The sequence below is a fragment of the Prevotella sp. P6B4 genome (assembly GCF_000619985.1).
Classification (GTDB): Bacteria; Bacteroidota; Bacteroidia; order Bacteroidales; family Bacteroidaceae; genus Prevotella.
In genome coordinates this window covers 1-18,663 of record NZ_JHVE01000006.1, presented here as the reverse complement: position 1 = coordinate 18,663, position 18,663 = coordinate 1, and the positions used below count along the sequence as shown (strand labels likewise).

The following is an 18,663-nucleotide window of genomic DNA, read 5'->3' as shown; positions in this document are numbered from 1 at the left end:
ATTGTACCTTTGCAGCCGAAATCAAGTTACTAACAACAATGAAGAAACCCCTACTATTAATTGCCTTACTCATTGGAGTATGCATGACAACGGCAGAAGCCAAGAAACAAAAGACACTCACTGAAAAGGACATGGGTGCCTACCTGTTCACGTATTTCAATGACCCTACCCACTCGCTGTTCATGGCCATCAGCTATGATGGCTATACGTTTACAGCCGTGAACAACGGTAAGCCTATCATTGCTGGCGACTCCATTGCCGACCAGCGAGGCATTCGCGACCCGCACATCTATCGTGCACCCAACGGCAAGTTCTATATAGCCATGACTGATCTGCATGTTTTCGGACGTGAAATGGGATTGCGCGCCACACAATGGGAACGTCCGGAAGAGTTTGGCTGGGGCAACAACCGAGGACTGGTACTGATGGCCAGCGACGACTTGATACACTGGACTCACCATGAGGCACGTATTGATAAGCTCTTCCCCGAGAAGTTCGGAAAGATTGGCTGTGCCTGGGCGCCTCAGACCATCTGGGATCCTGCTGTAGGCAAACCCATGGTTTACTTCACCATACGCCAGCAGGCAGGTGGACGCACAAAGCTCTACTATAGCTATGCCGATGAAGCATTCACAACACTGGAAACCGAACCCAAACTACTTTTTGAATATCCCGATAACAAAATACAAGTACTCGATGCCGACATCTGCCAGATGCCCGATGGACGATATTTCATGTCGTATGTAGCTCAGGAGAATCCTGGCGGTATCAAATACATGATTTCAGATAAAATCAACCATTTCAACGACTATCATGCCGAGCAGATTGATGGCGAGAACCGTGGTTGCGAGGCACCTAACGTATGGAAGCGCATAGGTCAGAAAAAATGGGTGGTCATGTATGATATCTATAGCGTGAACCCTCATAACTTCGGTTTCGTAGAAACGAGCGACTTCAAGACCTTCAAACCCCTCGGACGCTTCAACGAAGGCGTGATGAAAGCTTCAAACTTCTCATCCCCCAAACACGGCAGCGTGATTCATATCACCAAAGCCGAAGCCAAACGTATTGAGAAATACTGGAACGAGCAGCAGAAGAAACCAAAGATGATCCGTTCGGGTGAAATCTGGCCTGACGCCAGTGGACGACACATCAATGCCCATGGTGGCGGCATCATGAAATACGGAGATACCTACTACTGGTTCGGTGAGAACAAGTGTGATACCACCTCATCGGCTATGATTGGTGTGCAGTGCTACTCATCGAAGGACTTGATGAACTGGCAGAACCGCGGCGTAGCCCTTTATGTGAGCGATGACCGCCATAGCGACATCACACGTGGTTGCATATTGGAGCGCCCTAAAGTTATATATAATAAGGTAACAAAGAAATTCTGCATGTGGTTCCATCTGGAACTGAAAGGCAAGGGGTATAGTGCAGCCCGCTATGGTGTAGCCGTAAGCGATCGTCCCGAAGGCCCCTATAAGTTCCTGTATTCACAGCGAGCCAACGCGGGCACCTATCCCATTGAATTTGGTAAAAACGAACAAACTACACTCGATACACTCAACGCCGACAACTTCAAGAAATGGTGGACACCAACTTGGCGTGAGGCCATCAAACAAGGACTCTTCCTGAAACGTGACTTCGGCACTGGACAGATGGCCCGCGATATGACTCTCTATGTCGACGACGATGGCAAGGCTTACCATATCTTCTCATCTGAAGACAACCTGACCTTGCACATTGCAGAACTGACAGGCGACTACCTGCACCACTCAGGACGTTACACCCGTGTGGCACCTGGTGGACAAAACGAGGCACCTGCCATCTTCAAGAAAGACGGCACCTACTGGATGATTACATCTGGTTGCACCGGATGGGCTCCCAACGAGGCTCGCATGTTCTCGGCACCCAGCATCTGGGGACCTTGGACTCAGCACCCCAATCCTTGCGTTGGACCAAAATCGGAAATAACCTTCGAGGGACAGTCAACTTTCATCCTTCCCTACGGCGACCGTTTCATCTTCATGGCCGACATCTGGCGTCCCAAACATCCAAGTGATGCCCGCTATATCTGGCTGCCTATCGAATTTGAGAACGGAACACCCGTAATCAGATGGCGCGATGCATGGAATCTCAGTGAATTGGGGAATAAATAACGATTTGTTCCCCAAAAATCACTGATTTTTCCCCTTGATTTACATCAACCGCCGTATCTTTGCAGCCAAAAAAATCTTTCAAGGAACTTCTATCAATTTTATTAATTAATAACTAAAGAAAACTTAAATGAAGTATGCTAATTTAACAAATCCATCCCGCAAACTATGTTTTGCGATGGCGTTGGCAGCTGGAATGATTTCATTCCCAATACCAGCAATGGCAGAACCTGCAGTTCAAGCTACGCAGCAAAGCGGAGTTGTGAAAGGTCAGGTGACAGACAAGAGTGGTGAGCCAGTTATTGGTGCGACCATTAAAGTAAAAAACATCGAAAATGTTGGTACAGTTACCGATTTCGATGGTAAATTCGAACTTAAATCCGCTCCTGGCAGTGGTACACTGGTGGTATCTTACATCGGTTTCAAAACCAAAGAAGTTACCTACAGAGGAGGCCAGCCACTTAACATTACCATCGAAGAAGATGCTGAGACCCTTCAAGAGGTAGTAGTAGTTGGTTATGGTACCATGCGCAAGAAAGACCTGACTGGCTCTGTAGTACAGATTGACCCCAGCAAACTTGCTGACCAGAACCCTAGTAGTGTACAGGATCTGCTGCGCGGAACACCTGGTCTGCAGATTGGCTTCGATTCATCAGCAAAAGGTTCTGGCGCCAGCATCCAGCTGCGTGGACAGAACTCTCTTTACACATCAGGTTCGCACAACTCTCCATTGATTATTCTCGACGGCATGCAGTTCGCAGGTGAGCTCTCAGAAATCAACCCTGACGACATTGAGCAGATCGACGTTCTGAAAGATGCTTCTTCAGCAGCTATCTACGGTGCTAAGGCCGCCAGCGGTGTTATCATCATCTCAACCAAGAAAGGTAAGCAGGGCAAGCCTATTATTAATGTAAGCATGAACCTGGCAGCAAACTCAAAGGCAGCCTATCGCGATGTTTTCAGCGCCAGCGAATATATGACCTACCGAGAGGACTGGTATAAGGGACAGACCTACGGCTATCGTGAAGATGGTACATGGGGCTATTATGGTAAAGACAGCGGCATACCTGCTGGCTACTATGATAATGTGAACAACATCGGCCAGTATGGTATCTCGCAGGAGCAGTGGGCCAGCACCGGTCCAAAAACACAGCAGGCAGGCGAAAGTATGCTGAGCCTCTATGCACGTCGTATGGGATTTGACGCTGATGCTGCCCTCGTTATGGAGAACTTCCTGGCTGGTAAGACTTACAACTGGGAGGATGCTACCTTCCGTACAGGTTTCAATCAGGATTACAATGCCAGCATCTCGGGTGCAACAGATAATGTTAACTACTACTTAGGTTTTGGTTATCTGAAGAATCAGGGTGCCATTCAAGGTGATGACTACCATGCTTATCGCGCTAACATGAAATTGAACGCCAAGATAACAAATTGGCTCGAAGTAGGTGCTAACGTAAATTTCCAGGATCGTAGCGATGAATCACAGGCTGTGCCTCTGGGCAGCAATTATTGGGATGACAACCAGTTGCGCGAGTCGCCTTACGCTTCACGTTACGATGCTGATGGCAACGAAATCCAGTATCCTCGTACAGGCAACCCTACAAATGGTGGTTACAACTACCACTTCCAGCAGCAATACATCGGACTGGAGAAGGGTTATACCGTACTGAACACAATTTTCAATGCAAAGGTTACCTTGCCATTCGGCATTACCTACCAATTTAATATTGCTCCACGCTATCAGTGGTTCTACGATCGCTATTGGATGTCAGCCGAGTTACCAAATAGCGACCCCGCTACACGTGGTGTGAACCGCAATTCTTCAAAGACCTTCAACTGGAACCTGAACAACACTTTGACATGGGATCGCACTTTTGCCAAGCTGCATCATGTCACAGTGACCCTGGCTCAGGAGGCTGAGGAAAACCGTTATTGGAGTGATAACATCTCTGCCCGTAACATTACACCAACTGACGTACTCAGCTACCACTATATCTCTGGCGCCAACAAGGAGCAGAGTTCATTCTCAACCAATGATACTCACTACACAGCTTCAGCATATCTGGGTCGTGTATTCTATGGATTCATGGATCGCTACATGCTGACTGCTACTGTACGTCGTGACGGTTATTCTGCATTCGGACAGAACAATCCTTGGGCAAACTTCTGGTCATTAGGTGCCAGTTGGGTACTCTCTGAGGAGAAGTTCGCACAGGATTGGAAGTGGCTCGATATGGCTAAGCTGCGTCTGAGCTATGGTACTAATGGTAACCGCTCGCTTGCTGATACATATTTGGCACTTTCTAACCTCGCTAACGGTGGTCTCTACGCTTACTATAAGTACGGTTCAACCACACAGGAGGTGCTCAATGCCCTGAGCGTAGACCGCCTTGGTAACCCCAATCTGGAATGGGAGAAGACTTCGTCATGGAACTTCGGTATTGACTTCGCTGTCCTTAACAAGCGCCTCTCCGGTAGCATCGATATCTACCACAAGAAGACCCACGACATGATTATGTCACAGCGTCTGCCAAACTTCACTGGTTTCAGCAGCATCACTACTAACCTTGGCGAGGTTACCAACACTGGTTTTGAAATTACGCTGAACAGCAAAAATATCGAAACAAAGGACTTCAAGTGGGGTACCTCTCTTGGATTCTCTTACAATAAGAATAAGATTAAGCACCTGTACTATGAATACGACGAGGATGGTAAGGAGATGGACGATACCAGTAACGGTTGGTTCATTGGAAAGCCTATCGGCGAAATCTGGTACTGGAAGACCGACGGCATCTGGCAGGTCAACGAGGCTGAACAGGCTGCACTTGTAAACCAGAAGCCTGGTGATCCTAAGGTTGTAAATGTTTATACCGAAGACGATAAGATTCTGGCTGACGGCACACGCGTACCTGTTTATAACGACAAAGACCGTGTTTACCAAGGCACTACCCAGCCACCAATCTACTGGAATATGCGTAACGACTTCCAGTATAAGGACTTCACCTTCTCGTTCTCAATGTACAGCTACATGGGCCACAAGAGCCTGAGCGGCAACTGGCTGAATGGCGATAACTCTGGTTCAATGTTCACTCAAACCTGTAATACTTACAAGAAGGAGTACTGGACACCTGAGAACCCAACCAACGAGTATGCTCGTCTAGGCGCTGTTGGTCCCTCTGGTGTTACAGGAATACAGAAGCTCTACAACCGCAGTTTCGTACGTTTGGACAACATCACCCTGGGTTACACCATCCCACGCGACATTACTAACAAGTGGGGAATCCAGCGTGTACATGTAACTGCTGGTATCCACAATGCATTCACAATCGACAGTTGGGAGTATGGCGATCCTGAAACAGGAGGTTTTGCCAACCGTCAGTTCCAATTCGGTCTTAATGTAACACTTTAAAATGTAGAATCGTATGAAAATCAAAAAGAACAATATACTCCGCGGAGGACTCATGTTAGCCCTTGCGGGAACCATGGTAGGATGTTCGGACAGCTTCCTGGAGCAAGATCCACTGTCATTCTATGAGCCGGCAACTACCTATAGCACAGAGGCTGGTCTGCAAGCAGCTCTGGCACAATGCGACAAACAGTTGAAAACCTATCGTATCGATGGTAACTGGAACAACGTTGGTATCTTTACCAACTACCTGATGTCGGATGTTGGTATGTATGCAAAGACCGATATGGGTGGTGGTTTCCAAGACAACTTTGATGCCAAACTCACACCAACTTCTGGTATGGCAAGTGGTGGCGATGCCAACTACATGCAGCGTTTCTGGGATCAGGGATTCAGCATGGTAAAATACGCCAATACTATTCTCTCCTCCATCGATCAAGTAAAAGGTTTGGATGACGCTACTCGCGACGCCTATAAAGGACGTGCATACTTCCATCGTGCTTATGCCTACTACAATCTGGCTTTGCAGTTCGGCGATATTCCTTTGATAACAAAACTGATTAGTGTGCCCAAGCGCAATTATACATCTACCAGCAAAGAAGCCATCTTCAAGATGCTGGTTCACGATCTGGAGTTCGCTGTAAGCCACGTTCCATCACAGGCAAATATGAAATATGTCGGTCAGGTCAATCAAGAGGCATGTATGCACTTGCTTGTTAAGTGCTATCTGACTGTTGGCGAATATGCCAAAGCTGAGGCTGTAGCCACAGATTTGATCAATAACCATGGATTGAAGCTGATGACCGATAATTTCGGAACTTGGCAGCCGTCAGGCGCAGAGGAAACCTGGAAGGTTACCCGTAATGTTGTGTGGGATTTGCACCGTACACCAAATATTGCCGACCCTGCCAACAAGGAGACAATCATGATGATCTCTAACTCTAACGACCAGGACTTTACAACTTACAATGTAATGCGTGCCTGTTTTGCTCACTGGAGCAATGGTATCATCCGCGATCCTCATGGATTAGGAGGCCCTGGCAAAAACATTGCCCGTAACAACTGGGAATATAATGCAGAACTCGACTGGGTGCGTGCTGCTGGACGTGGTATTGCCGTGAACCGCACATCATATTTTTACAACAAGACTATATGGATGTACGATGGAGAATATGACTGGCAGGACCTACGCCACAACCGTGAAGTAGGTAACTGGATGGAAATGGAAGACTTCAAATACAACAATAAGAGTTCAGACTGCTATGGCCAGAACTATCAGTTGTATGCCACAGAAGATTATACTGATCCTTCAGATCCCTCGAAGGTTTTGGTACACAAGGGCGACATTCTGTGCTCAGATACTATCCGTAGTTGGTATCCAACACCACTTTACCAGCTCTACATCCTTGATACACCTAATGAAAACAATGATGGTGCCAACCAGTTCCAGGGAGCATCGGGAAAGGGAGCTAATGGCGATATGTATCTGTTCCGTTTGGCAGAGACTTACTTGCTGCGTGCCGAAGCTCGTCTCTATCAAAAGAATGCAACGGGGGCTGCAGAGGATGTAAATGCCATCCGTAAGCGTGCCAACGCTAAGAAGATGTACACCACAGTAAACATCGGTGATATCATGGCAGAACGTGCCCGTGAATTGTATCTTGAGGAGTTCCGTCAGGCTGAGATGGTACGCGTCAGCTGGTGTCTGGCTCGTAGCGGTGTAGCCGATGAATGGGGTAACACCTACGATCTCAACACATGGGACAAGCAGGAAGGTACCGATCTGAATGGCGGAAGCTACTGGTATCGCCGCTGCACCACCTATAATGTATTCAACCACGACTACGGAAAAGGTCAGCAGGGCAACCAGACATTTGAGTACAAGATCAATAAGCACAATCTATTCTGGCCAGTTCCAAACTCTGCTATCACAGCAAACAACAAGGGACAGCTCCGTCAGAACTTTGGCTACGATGGCTATAGCGAAACGATTCCCATGTGGACTGACTGGGAGGAAGCCGTAGCTGATGAGGAGTCCGCTAATTAATCTATAGTTCATACATAATTAGGTTATAAGTTAGTATTTCTAAGGTGGAGGGGCGGTCTATTTAGTCTTAGACTGCCCCTTTTATTAAGAATTAACTTATTGATTCGCGTTTTTTATGAGGATATTCGTATCTTTGCAACGAAACTAAGACAAACGAAATGAGAAAGTTATTATTATTAGCGTGTTTGCTGAGTATAACTGCTATTCATGCACGACACTGGACAGCCAATGAGGTGAAGGATGTCATCCGGCAGGTAAACACCTACTGGCAGACAAACAATCCCGCTGAGGTCCGTTCCTTCTGGGACAATGCCGCTTACCATACAGGAAATATGGAGGTATATAAACTGCTGAAAGATCAGCAGATGCTGGACTATAGCATACGCTGGGCAGAACATAACCAGTGGAAAGGCGCCACTGAGCCCAATCCTGCCAACTGGAAATATAAGAATTATGGCGAAGGACAGGACTATGTACTCTTTGGCGACTGGCAGATATGCTTCCAGACCTATATCGATCTCTATAACCTGGCACCCGATGAGAAAAAAGTGGCACGCGCCAAAGAGGTGATGGGCTATGAGGCCAACTCTAAGGCGAACGACTATTGGTGGTGGGCCGATGCCCTCTACATGGTAATGCCCGCGCTGACTAAGATGTATAAGCTCACCGGCGATACAAAATACCTGCGCAAGCTCTATGATAACATTTGCTATAGCGACAGTATCATGCTCGACAAGGAAACAGGACTTTACTTCCGTGACGGCCGATATGTATATCCAAAACATAAGACCGAGGCAGGTAAAAAGGATTTCTGGGCGCGTGGTGATGGTTGGGTGCTGGCCGGACTGGCCAAAGTGCTGCAGGACATGCCAGAATCGTACGTACGCCAGCCTTTCTTCGTCGAAAAATATGTCAATTTGGCCCGTGGCGTCAAGAGACTTCAGCAACCCGAAGGATACTGGACCCGTTCGATGATGGATCCCCAACAGGCACCTGGTTACGAAACCAGCGGTACAGCTTTCTTCTGCTATGGTTTGCTATGGGGCGTTAATCATGGTTATCTCTCAAAAAAAGAGTTCGGAGCAACCATTGAGAAAGCCTGGAACTATCTGACAACCATCGCACTACAGAAAGATGGAAAGGTTGGCTACGTACAGCCTATTGGCGATCGTGCCATCCCTGGTCAGGTCATCAACGCCAACTCTCAGGCCAACTTCGGCGTGGGTGCCTTCTTGTTAGCTGCATGTGAATACGTAAGATATATTGAACGATGAATCTGTTATTGACGATAACCCTCAGTTTAGCCAGTCTGCTACCACAGGCTGAAGATGCCTTTTGGCGCGACTCCATCCCGCAAGAGATGAAACAGAGCTATATAGCATATGGCGAACAGTACCTGGGCAAAGCATGGACAGCCCTACCCTGGACTGTGTTTGCAGAGAACAAGATAACTGGCAATCGCGTGAACTACGAGGGCATCTGCTTTGAGAAACGTCGTCATCTGGCAGCACTCGTTATGGCAGAGATTGTAGAAGGAAAAAAAAGATTTACTTCCGATATCATCAATGGTATCGGAAGTTTCTGCGAAGAAACCTGGTGGGGTATCCCTGCCCACTATGGTAAACGAATCCCGCTGCAAGAACTCCAAGAGGTAGACCTCTTTAACGCCGAGACTGCCAGCCTCATCGTCTGGACCAGATATATGCTCGAAAAACAGTTGAACAACTTCTCGCCCGACATCTGTAAACGTATAGACCAAGAGATAGAAAACCGGATTCTGAAACCTGCACTTACCAAAGATTACTGGTGGAAGACTGCCGGCATGAACTGGAACCCATGGATATGCAGTAACTGGCTGGCTTGTGTGCTTATCTGCGAAAAGAACGAGGACCGTAAGGCCGAAGCCATCACCCAAATAGAAAAAGCCACTCAGGCTTTTATCAATACCTATCCCGAGGATGGCGGTTGCGACGAAGGTCCTGGCTATTGGGACAGAGCAGCAGCCTCGATGTTCGAGGTGCTGAGGCTGCTACCTGACGGCTCATGTTTTGACGCCTCAGCTGATAAAATCAGAAAGATGGCTACCTATACCTATAAAACCTATATCGGTCATGACTACTGCGTGAACTTTGCCGATGCACACGAGAACAAAGCTGTGCAACAGGTCAACATTGTCTATCCATTCGGCTATTGGCTCAACGACAAGACGATGAGGGAGTTTGGAGCCTATCTGGGTAGAACTAAGCAAGTGCTGACCCAGCCTGCCAAGCTCTACGACAAGAGCGGGAACTTTCCTACATTGGGGCGCGAGCTGTTTTTCTTACGGGATATTCGTCATTTCATTGCAGAAAAACCTCAGGAGCCATTAATTAAGGACGCATGGTTGCCTAATCTACAAATCATGACCGCGCGACGTGGTGGCCTTTTTACGGCATTTAAAGGCGGACATAATGGTGAGAGTCATAATCATAACGATGTGGGCTCGTTTGTGGTTTATGCGGATGGCGAACCTTTGTTTATTGATCCAGGTGTAGGCGAATATACAGCCAAGACATTCAGCAACAGACGCTATGAGATATGGACTATGCAGTCAGGCTACCACAATCTACCTCAGATTAACGGCATCGACCAGAAGGACGGTAAGGATTTTGCTGCCAGAGTCATTAGCCACAAAGATGGTCAGCTGACGCTTGACATCGCAGGCGCATACCCCGCAGAAGCAAAGGTAAAGACATGGAAGCGAACTGTATCTGCGATGAAATCAGGTATTATTGTCACAGAGGACTTCGAACTTAACGAAACCACCGCTCCCACCCGTCTGATGCTGATAACCACCAATCGTCATGCATTGAAACATATCAGCTATAACGCCAATCAGCTGGAAGCCTCTATCGAGGATATCAGCAAACAACTCGATCCACTGCTGCAAGGCATGTGGGGACAAGAGATGTATCGCATCGTGCTCACGGTGAAATCATCGAAAACTAAACAACAAATCAGATATTGTATCAAATGAAAAAACTACTCATTACATTCATGCTGACCACACTGGGACTAAGTGCTCACGCTCAGCAAATCACGCTCTCTGTATCCAACCCTACCGACCATCAACGCCAGGAGGTGGTTGAAGCGAATCTACAAACAGTTCAAAACCTATTAGGCATCACCGCTCAAGAGTCGTTCGTCATCAAGAACGGATTCGGACAGGAGCAAGCCTATCAGAAATCGTACGATGGTAAGTTATTGCTGTACGTATCTGTTTTACCCAAGAGTAAAGCAGAATTCACAATTGTCAAGGGCTCTCCGTCAGCGTACAAATCGTTTGTTTTCGGAAAAGCTTATCCTGAACGCATCGATGATCTCGCTTGGGAAAACGATCGCTCAGCCTATCGTGTGTACGGCCCCGCCTTACAGCGCAACGGTGAGAAATCGTTTGGAACTGACGTATGGACTAAAAGTACACAGGAATTAGTAGTAGATAAGCGCTACAAACTACACCTATGGGGTGTGGGACAGCGAGACTCGCTGAAGAAAGCAGGTCACCCCAAGGAGGGCAACGCCATCTATATTGCCAGCTCGTTCCACCACGACCACGGCGATGGACTCGATGTTTATTCCGTTGGACCCAGTTTAGGCTGCGGTGCGCCAGCACTGATGAAAAACGGCGAACTGGTATTCCCCTATTGTTATAAAGACTATAAGATACTCGACAACGGCCCCATCCGCTTCACTGTAGAGCTTACCTACCATCCCAACAGCGACGGCGTTACAGAGCACAGATTAATCAGTTTGGACCGAGGCTCGCATTATAATAAGATAACGGTTTGGTACGATGGCATCAAACAACCTACAGCATGGGCATCGGGTGTTGTCATGAATGGCGACGGTCAACTGGCAATGGGACAGGACTATGTGCTTTATGCCGACCCTACCGACAACCCCAAGGTTAATCAATCACAGATATACGTCGGCACCTTATTTCCTGATGGTGTTGATGAAACCACTATGCTGAAAGGTAATAAGAGCCATGGCATAGGTATTGTCCGCAAATACAAGGGACAGCCATATACTTATTATTTCGGTTCGGCATGGAGTAACTACGATGTCAAGACTTTCGCAGAGTGGCAACTCCTGAGCAACAACTATCTGAAGAATATCAATAATCCACTAATAACAGTCATACAATGAAAAGAATAACAACCCTGTTGGTATTTGGACTTCTATTAGCCATACCAACGCAAGCCAAAAAGACAAAGACCACAGACCAGAATGACCGCCAATACTGGTGCTCGTTAGCTTACAAGATGGCTCAGCCCGTACTGGAGAATATGGCCAAAGGCGAACTGCAGAAGAACATGAAAACAGAGTTCTCGCCATCATTCGATAATCGCGACCGTTCAGTAGTCTATATGGAGACCTTCGGACGCCTGATGGCAGGCATTGCTCCTTGGTTATCGCTGCCTGATGACAATACTGCTGAAGGCATACAGCGCCGTCAGCTACGCCAATGGGCTTTAGCTGCGTACAAAAACGCCGTTGACCCCACCTCGCCCGATTATCTCTGTTGGGGTAAGGCAGGTCAGAACTTAGTTGATGCTGCCTATATAGCCGAGTCATTCCTGCGTGCTTGGGACAACCTATGGCAACCACTCGACGAGATTACCAAGCAGCGTTACATCAAAGAGTTCCAAGCCCTACGAAAGATTGATCCACCTTATACCAACTGGTTCCTGTTCTCATCTACCATCGAGAGCCTATTGGCAAAGGCTGGTGCTCAGTACGATGAGTTTCGCGTAAACACCGCCTGCCGTAAGGTTGAAGAGTGGTACGTGGGCGATGGTTGGTATGCCGATGGACCTGTGTTTGCCTTTGACTACTATAGTAGCTATGTGTTCCATGCCATGTATCTTGAGACATTGCAGGCCATGGTCGATGCCAAAGCCAACACACGTATCGACTATCAGAAGTATTACGACCGCGCCTTGAAGCGTGCACAGAAGTTTGCTATCATCCTTGAGCGATTCATCTCGCCAGAGGGCACCTTCCCCGTGATAGGGCGTTCTATCCCCTACCGCACAGCAGCTATGCAGACTCTGGCCTTGATAGCCTGGTACCAGAAGTTGCCTCAGGAACTGAGTAATGGTCAGGTTCGTGCAGCCCTCACCAAGGTACATCACCGTATGTTCGACTATCAGCAGAATTTCAATGATGCAGGCTACCTGACTATCGGCTTCTGTGGCTCGCAGCCCGAAGTAGCCGACTGGTACACCAACAATGGTTCGCTTTATCTCACAAGCCTCAGCCTGATGCCTCTTGGTTTGCCAGCCAATCATCCGTTCTGGACTGATGCCCCCCAGCCTTGGACACAGGTAAAAGCCTGGAATGGTCAGTCTTTCCCCAAGGATCATCGTTGGAGTGATGACATTCGTACCCACGATAAGTGGTAAGCAATTCCAGTTATCCTTACTAAATACAGAAAGAAAAAACGGACCGCCCAATTGGACGGTCCGTTCGCAAATAAACTAACTAATCAATATTTAATCTCTGTATGCAGGGTTCTGATAAGCAATCTTCTCTTCATCACTCATCTCCATACCCTCAAGCTGGTCCTGTGGAATAGGTCGGATATAGTAACCTGCAGGAATATCGCGCTTAACTGTTTGCAGATCCTTATCGGTGTAACCAGCACCAGCGATACGGTATGTACCAGCACGCTCAGCCCACTTCTGGGTACGAACAAGGTCAAACCAACGGTATCCCTCACCCCAGAACTCACGGCTACGCTCATCAAGAATGAAGTCTATAGTGATAGTGGCAGGAGTTGCAGCAACCATTTCTGCACTCTTATCAATAGAAACAGCAACATTGTCGTTCTGATTGAAAGTCTGCTTACCAGCACGGGCACGGAGCACGTTAACCAGTGTCTTTGCATCATCGTTCTTGCCAATCTTAACAGCAGCCTCAGCAGCTATCAAATAGAACTCAGAGAACTTAGCAATGTTCCAAGGACGTGGGCTACCACCATTAACCTTTGAACCAAGACCTCCATCATTATCTGTGCGATAGATACCAATCTTCCAGTTGATGGGGTACTTCTTGCGACTGATGTGGTTAACAGCTACAACAAAGTCAGCACGGCCAGGCATTTCTCCGAAACCAAGCTTGTCATCAGCACCTGTATAGTTGATGTTTTCATCCTCGCTTTCAGGAATCCAGCTGAAGTAAACATCATTTGGATAGACCTTCTCACCATTGGCACCATATACAAATGCATCGCTACCTCCTGCCTTATGCCAGTTGGTGTGATAACGCAGTGTGAAAGTTGCATCATAACGAGAGTCGATAGCCTTTACAGCATCTTCCCATACACCACCTTCCATGAAGTTGTCGGCGATAGGAGCCATACGTGTCCAAGGACGTCCAAGAGCCTGAACAGCCTCACGCTGAACGGGGTTGATATAAACAGTTTCACCCTTATCATTCTTTCTATCGGTCTTTGCAATCATTTCTGTATAGTTCCAGGTCTCCATCCAGTAAGCAAAGTTCTCAGGTGAGCCACCATTACCCCAGCCGTAACCAGCACCACCGTTACCAAACTTCTCATTCTCATTGTGATCAGCATAGAGCATAATCTCTGAGTTACGGTCGTTGGTAGCTACATTAACATCATAGAATGTGGGTTGCAATCCATAAGGGCCAGGATTGTCGATAGCCGCCTTGGCCATATCGAAAGCTTTCTGGAAGTAGCTCTGAGCCTGACCAGCGTCGCGGCTGCACTCAGGATAGGTAGGAATATTGTTTGGATTTTCCAACCACCATGCGTATGTCAGGTAAGCTTTTGAAAGGTACAAACGAGCCAGATTCTTGGTTGCAGAACCTGTAAGACGTGGATTATCAGGCAGATCAGACAGAGCCTTCTCCAGGTCACTGAAGATAACCTTATAAACCTCAGGAACAGTGTTACGTACAGAAGTACGAACAGTTGTTGTATTGAATTTCAGTTCGCCAGCACCCAGATCAAGGGGCACACCACCATAGGTCTGCACCAGGATAAAGTAGTCGAATGCACGGAAGAAATAAGCCTCAGCGAGCAGTGCATCGTCGATACCTGCAGCTGCACCATTCTCAATGATACCATTACAGGTATTGATATTTGCAAACAATGTGCCCCAAGCACCACCAGCAACAGTGCTGGTAGAAGTAACAGAACCTACACCAGAAAGGTCGGCATCCTTAAAGTTGCCATCGGCCGACTGGGCGTATGTATATTCATCGGTACCTGTCTCCAGTGTGTTCAGATAATAACCATTGCCATAGAAATAGCGCAGGTGAGCGTAGAGCGATGTCAGACCGCCCTCAATACCCGTCTTCGTTGTGAAGAATGATGGGTCGAAAGTGCTGCGTGGCTGCTCATCGAGCACTTCACTACAAGAGGTGAATGTTGTGGAAAGACCACAGCAAACCAAACCCGCAGCGAGAATAAATTTTATACTTTTAGTTTTCATAACTCTTTATTCTTTAATGATTCATTAGAATGTTACGTTTACTCCAAAGAGGAAGTTGCGGGTTGCAGGTGTGTTATAACCCACAATCGGCATCTTGTGCTTGCCAGAATATTCGCTATAGCCAACAGCAGTGTTCTGGTTAGCCCAAGAGTTGGTCTCAGGATCAAGGCCGCTCTCATTATTGAATGGTGAGAAGAGAACGAATGGATTCTGAACAGTAGCATAGAGGCGCAGACGGCTGATGCCGAGATCCTTAATAGCCTTCAGTTTGTCGAAGTTGTAACCAAGAGTGATGGCACGGATCTTCAGATAGCCAGCATCGAAATAGCCAAGAGTAGAACCGAACTTGGGATTATCACCATCCTGAATACCACCTGGTTTGGGGTATTTGGCACCTGTATTCTCCTCAGTCCAGTAATCAACGTCAAGGTTGTTACGACGACCTGTCAGCATATTGAGGTAACCATTTGAAGAGTGGATAGCAGAAATCAACTTACCACCTACCTGGAACGCACCGATTACAGTCAGGTCGAAGTTCTTATAACCAACTGTAGTATTGAAACCTCCCATCAGTTTTGGTTCCATGCTGATGATCTGACGATCCTCTGGACCGATCTGACGAGTAGGAATGCCGTTTGCGTCATAGTCGCCAGTATACTTCACCTTAATCATTCCCACATTTCCACCTTTTACCAGAGCCTCGAGATTGGTCTTGCCATCAGGACCTTTAACGATATCACTCTCGTTCCACAGACCTTCATACTCATAGTCGTAGATAACATCGATTGGATAGCCAACGAACCAACGATTGCTCTCATCACGATCCTGACCAGAAGCCAGAGATGTCAACTTGTTACGGTTAGCGTAGAGGTTGATACCGGCATCCCAGCTCCATCCATTCTTGTTATCAATGATGATGCCATTAAGAGTTAACTCCCAACCTTTATTCTCAGTCTTACCAATGTTACCAGTATAGCTGCTTACGCCAGAAGTTGAAGGCATAGTTACATCGAGCAGGATGTCATTTGTTTTCTGAACATAGTATTCGAACGAACCTGACAGACGACCATTGAACAAAGAGAAGTCGAGACCGAAGTTCCATGTCTTAGAATACTCCCATCCAAGATCCACATTAGGCAGAGATGATACATAATATCCAGCCTTATAGGTGTCACCAAAGTTATAGTTACGGATTGAAAGGGTACCCAAGGTTGAATATGGGTTAATAGACTGGTTTGAAGTCTCACCGTAACCTACACACAGTTTCAAGTTGTCAATCCAAGTAAGATTCTCCATGAACTGCTCACGAGAAATGTTCCAACCGGCACTTACTGCAGGATAGGTGTGCCATTGATGGCCCTTAGCCAGACGTGAAGATGCATCAGAACGGAGGGCTGCAGAAAGCATATACTTATTATCATAAGAGTACATCACACGACCCATCCAAGAGATAAGACCACTCTGCCAGTAACTATAGTTGTTCAGGTTAACTTCGCCTGTAGCGTACGACAGATTATAATACTGCATGTAGTCGGCAGGAATCTCCTGAGCCGAAGCACCTGTAGACTCATATGTAGTCTGCTCGGCAGAATACATAGCTACAACATTCAGGTTGTGCTTCTCAGCAAAGGTTCTATCAAAGGTCAACAGATGCTCAACAGCCCAGTTACGAGTCTGATTCTCTGAGATACTACCACTGTTAACAGCATTTGCATCCTTATTATTGACACCAGTACCAGTGAAGCTGCCACCCTTAGAGCTACGGAAGTTCAGACCTACATTTACACGATAGCTCAGTCCCTCTATCCATGGACACTTAACCTCTGCAAACAACGTATTGTAAGAACCGATACCTTTGTTTTCGCTCAACCATACATCCTTATCGCGCTCAACAGTCTCTTTGGTTACAACAACCTGATCATCTGCAGGCAGAGTGTTGTAACGCTTCAGATTACCATTCTCATCGTAAGGACTTGAAAGTGGAGATGCGCTAAGTACATTATACATATTGTTTACACCCTGAGTCTTGCGATAGCTGTTATTGGTGCTTAAACCGAAACGGAAGTACTTTCCAACAGTCTGGTCGAAGTTACCACGAACAGAGATACGGTCGTAACCCTCAGTAGGGAGAACTGATTCATCGTGATAGTAACCTGCACCAAAGCTGTAGCTACCACCATTGGTACCACCAGCTACGCTGAGATCATGATTATGGCTTACACCTGTCTTGTAATACAGATCCTGCCAGTCGGTATTAGTATTCTCGTTCTCATCGAGTGAGTTCTTATACTTACCAGCATACTGACGGAACTTGTTGAACGTAGGACCATCCATCATAGGATACTTATGGAAAACCTTCTTAAAGCTTACATAGCCATTATAGGTAACCTTTGCAGGGGTACCCTGAGCACCCTTAACGGTTGTGATGATGATAACACCATTTGCACCACGAGAACCATAGATAGCGGTAGCAGAGGCATCCTTCAGGATATCCATCGACTTGATGTCGGCTGGATTGATATCTGAAAGCTGACCCATGAATGGAATACCATCGAGCACAATCAGGGGGTCGTTACTTGCACTCAGTGAGCGCTGACCACGGATACGGATCTGCATTTCATCACCAGGTTTAGAACCTGTCTGTGTCATCAGCACACCAGCTACACGACCCTGCAGAGCCTGAGCAGCGTTGGTTGCAGCAATCTGGTTCAGTTTCTCACCACCGATGTTGGCTACAGAACCCGTAACGGCCTCACGACGCTGGGTACCATAACCGATAACAACCACCTCGTTAACGATGTGACCGTCTTCTTTCAGATTAATCTTCAGGTTATCGCCGGCCTTGATTTCCTGCGATACATAGCCAACATAAGATACTACAAGCGTAGCACCTGGCTTAACATTAAGAGTGAAGAAGCCATTGAAATCGGTAACAGTACCATTGCTGGTACCTTTCTCCTTGACCGTGGCACCAATCAGTGGACCCTGTGTGTCGGATACATAACCGGTTGCCTGCTTCGTTTGCTGAACGGAAGCTACTGCTGTGGTAGCTGCCGAAGCCTGCTGTGCGGTGACCATGCTAAAGAAGCACAATCCTGCAACTAAGGCTGTTTTCTTTGCTTTGAAACTCATACGTTTGGTTTGTTAGTTAATAATTAATTTGAACGATAAAAAAATCTGCCGCAAAGATAGGAGGGCACTGAAAAAGTCCTATTAGGCACTTTTTAACAATTACAGTCTGCACATAGTCAGTAAAACATTTGGCTATGTGCAGATTTTTTTGTACCTTTACAGCATAAAAGAGAGTGCTTATGCTGTCGCAACAACAAGAGTTAGTATTGAGTGAGTATAGTGCCTTGTACGACATAGTTGTCCCACAAGACAATCTTCTGAGACGTATCAACGGGCTCGTTGATTTTTCTTTTGTCTATCAAGAGTTGTTAGACAAATACTGTCCAGACAATGGTCGTATGGCAGAGTCTCCTATCCGCATGTTCAAGTACCTGCTCCTTAAGGTCATCTATGATATCTCCGACGTGGATG

9 protein-coding genes and 1 pseudogene are annotated in these 18,663 nt (G+C 47.0%); 8 read left to right on the top strand and 2 right to left on the bottom strand.

Annotated features, from left to right (window positions below; translation table 11 throughout):
* Nucleotides 1-995 precede the first annotated feature (995 nt).
* From T491_RS18020 to T491_RS0105235, 7 genes are all read left to right on the top strand, one after another.
* Complete coding sequence (locus tag T491_RS18020; RefSeq protein WP_369699743.1) at nt 996-2,162, top strand: glycoside hydrolase family 43 protein; 1,167 nt, start codon at nt 996-998, stop codon at nt 2,160-2,162.
* Nucleotides 2,163-2,355: 193 nt separating this feature from the next.
* The gene (locus tag T491_RS0105260) at nt 2,356-5,571 is read left to right on the top strand and encodes a TonB-dependent receptor (RefSeq protein ID WP_231480187.1); all 3,216 of its coding nucleotides are present in this window, start codon (nt 2,356-2,358) and stop codon (nt 5,569-5,571) included.
* A gap of 13 nt (nt 5,572-5,584) precedes the next feature.
* Nucleotides 5,585-7,615, top strand: coding sequence for a RagB/SusD family nutrient uptake outer membrane protein (locus tag T491_RS0105255; protein WP_036915371.1), 2,031 nt, complete (start codon nt 5,585-5,587; stop codon nt 7,613-7,615).
* 158 nt (nt 7,616-7,773) lie between these two features.
* Nucleotides 7,774-8,889 (top strand): glycoside hydrolase family 88 protein, encoded by a 1,116-nt coding sequence (locus tag T491_RS0105250; RefSeq protein WP_028902956.1) that lies wholly within the window; start codon nt 7,774-7,776, stop codon nt 8,887-8,889.
* A complete protein-coding gene (locus T491_RS0105245) occupies nt 8,886-10,631 on the top strand; it encodes a heparinase II/III family protein (RefSeq protein WP_028902955.1) in 1,746 nt (581 codons plus the stop codon). The genes T491_RS0105250 and T491_RS0105245 overlap by 4 nt, the downstream gene beginning before the upstream one ends.
* Nucleotides 10,628-11,803 (top strand): DUF4861 family protein, encoded by a 1,176-nt coding sequence (locus tag T491_RS0105240; RefSeq protein WP_028902954.1) that lies wholly within the window; start codon nt 10,628-10,630, stop codon nt 11,801-11,803. The genes T491_RS0105245 and T491_RS0105240 overlap by 4 nt, the downstream gene beginning before the upstream one ends.
* The gene (locus tag T491_RS0105235) at nt 11,800-13,062 is read left to right on the top strand and encodes a DUF2264 domain-containing protein (RefSeq protein WP_028902953.1); all 1,263 of its coding nucleotides are present in this window, start codon (nt 11,800-11,802) and stop codon (nt 13,060-13,062) included. Before T491_RS0105240 ends, T491_RS0105235 begins: the two co-directional genes overlap by 4 nt.
* Nucleotides 13,063-13,152: 90 nt before the next feature.
* Here T491_RS0105235 and T491_RS0105230 read toward each other — a convergent pair whose 3' ends face one another.
* Both T491_RS0105230 and T491_RS0105225 read right to left on the bottom strand, forming a co-directional pair.
* Nucleotides 13,153-15,120, bottom strand: coding sequence for a RagB/SusD family nutrient uptake outer membrane protein (locus T491_RS0105230; protein WP_051522985.1), 1,968 nt, complete (start codon nt 15,118-15,120; stop codon nt 13,153-13,155).
* Between the two features lie 24 nt (nt 15,121-15,144).
* Nucleotides 15,145-18,198 carry a SusC/RagA family TonB-linked outer membrane protein gene (locus tag T491_RS0105225; RefSeq protein WP_369699742.1) on the bottom strand — a complete coding sequence of 1,018 codons (3,054 nt, stop codon included), beginning with the start codon at nt 18,196-18,198 and terminating at the stop codon, nt 15,145-15,147.
* 233 nt (nt 18,199-18,431) lie between these two features.
* Here T491_RS0105225 and T491_RS0105220 point away from each other — a divergent pair.
* A pseudogene (locus T491_RS0105220) lies at nt 18,432-18,663 on the top strand (IS5/IS1182 family transposase); the annotation flags it as partial.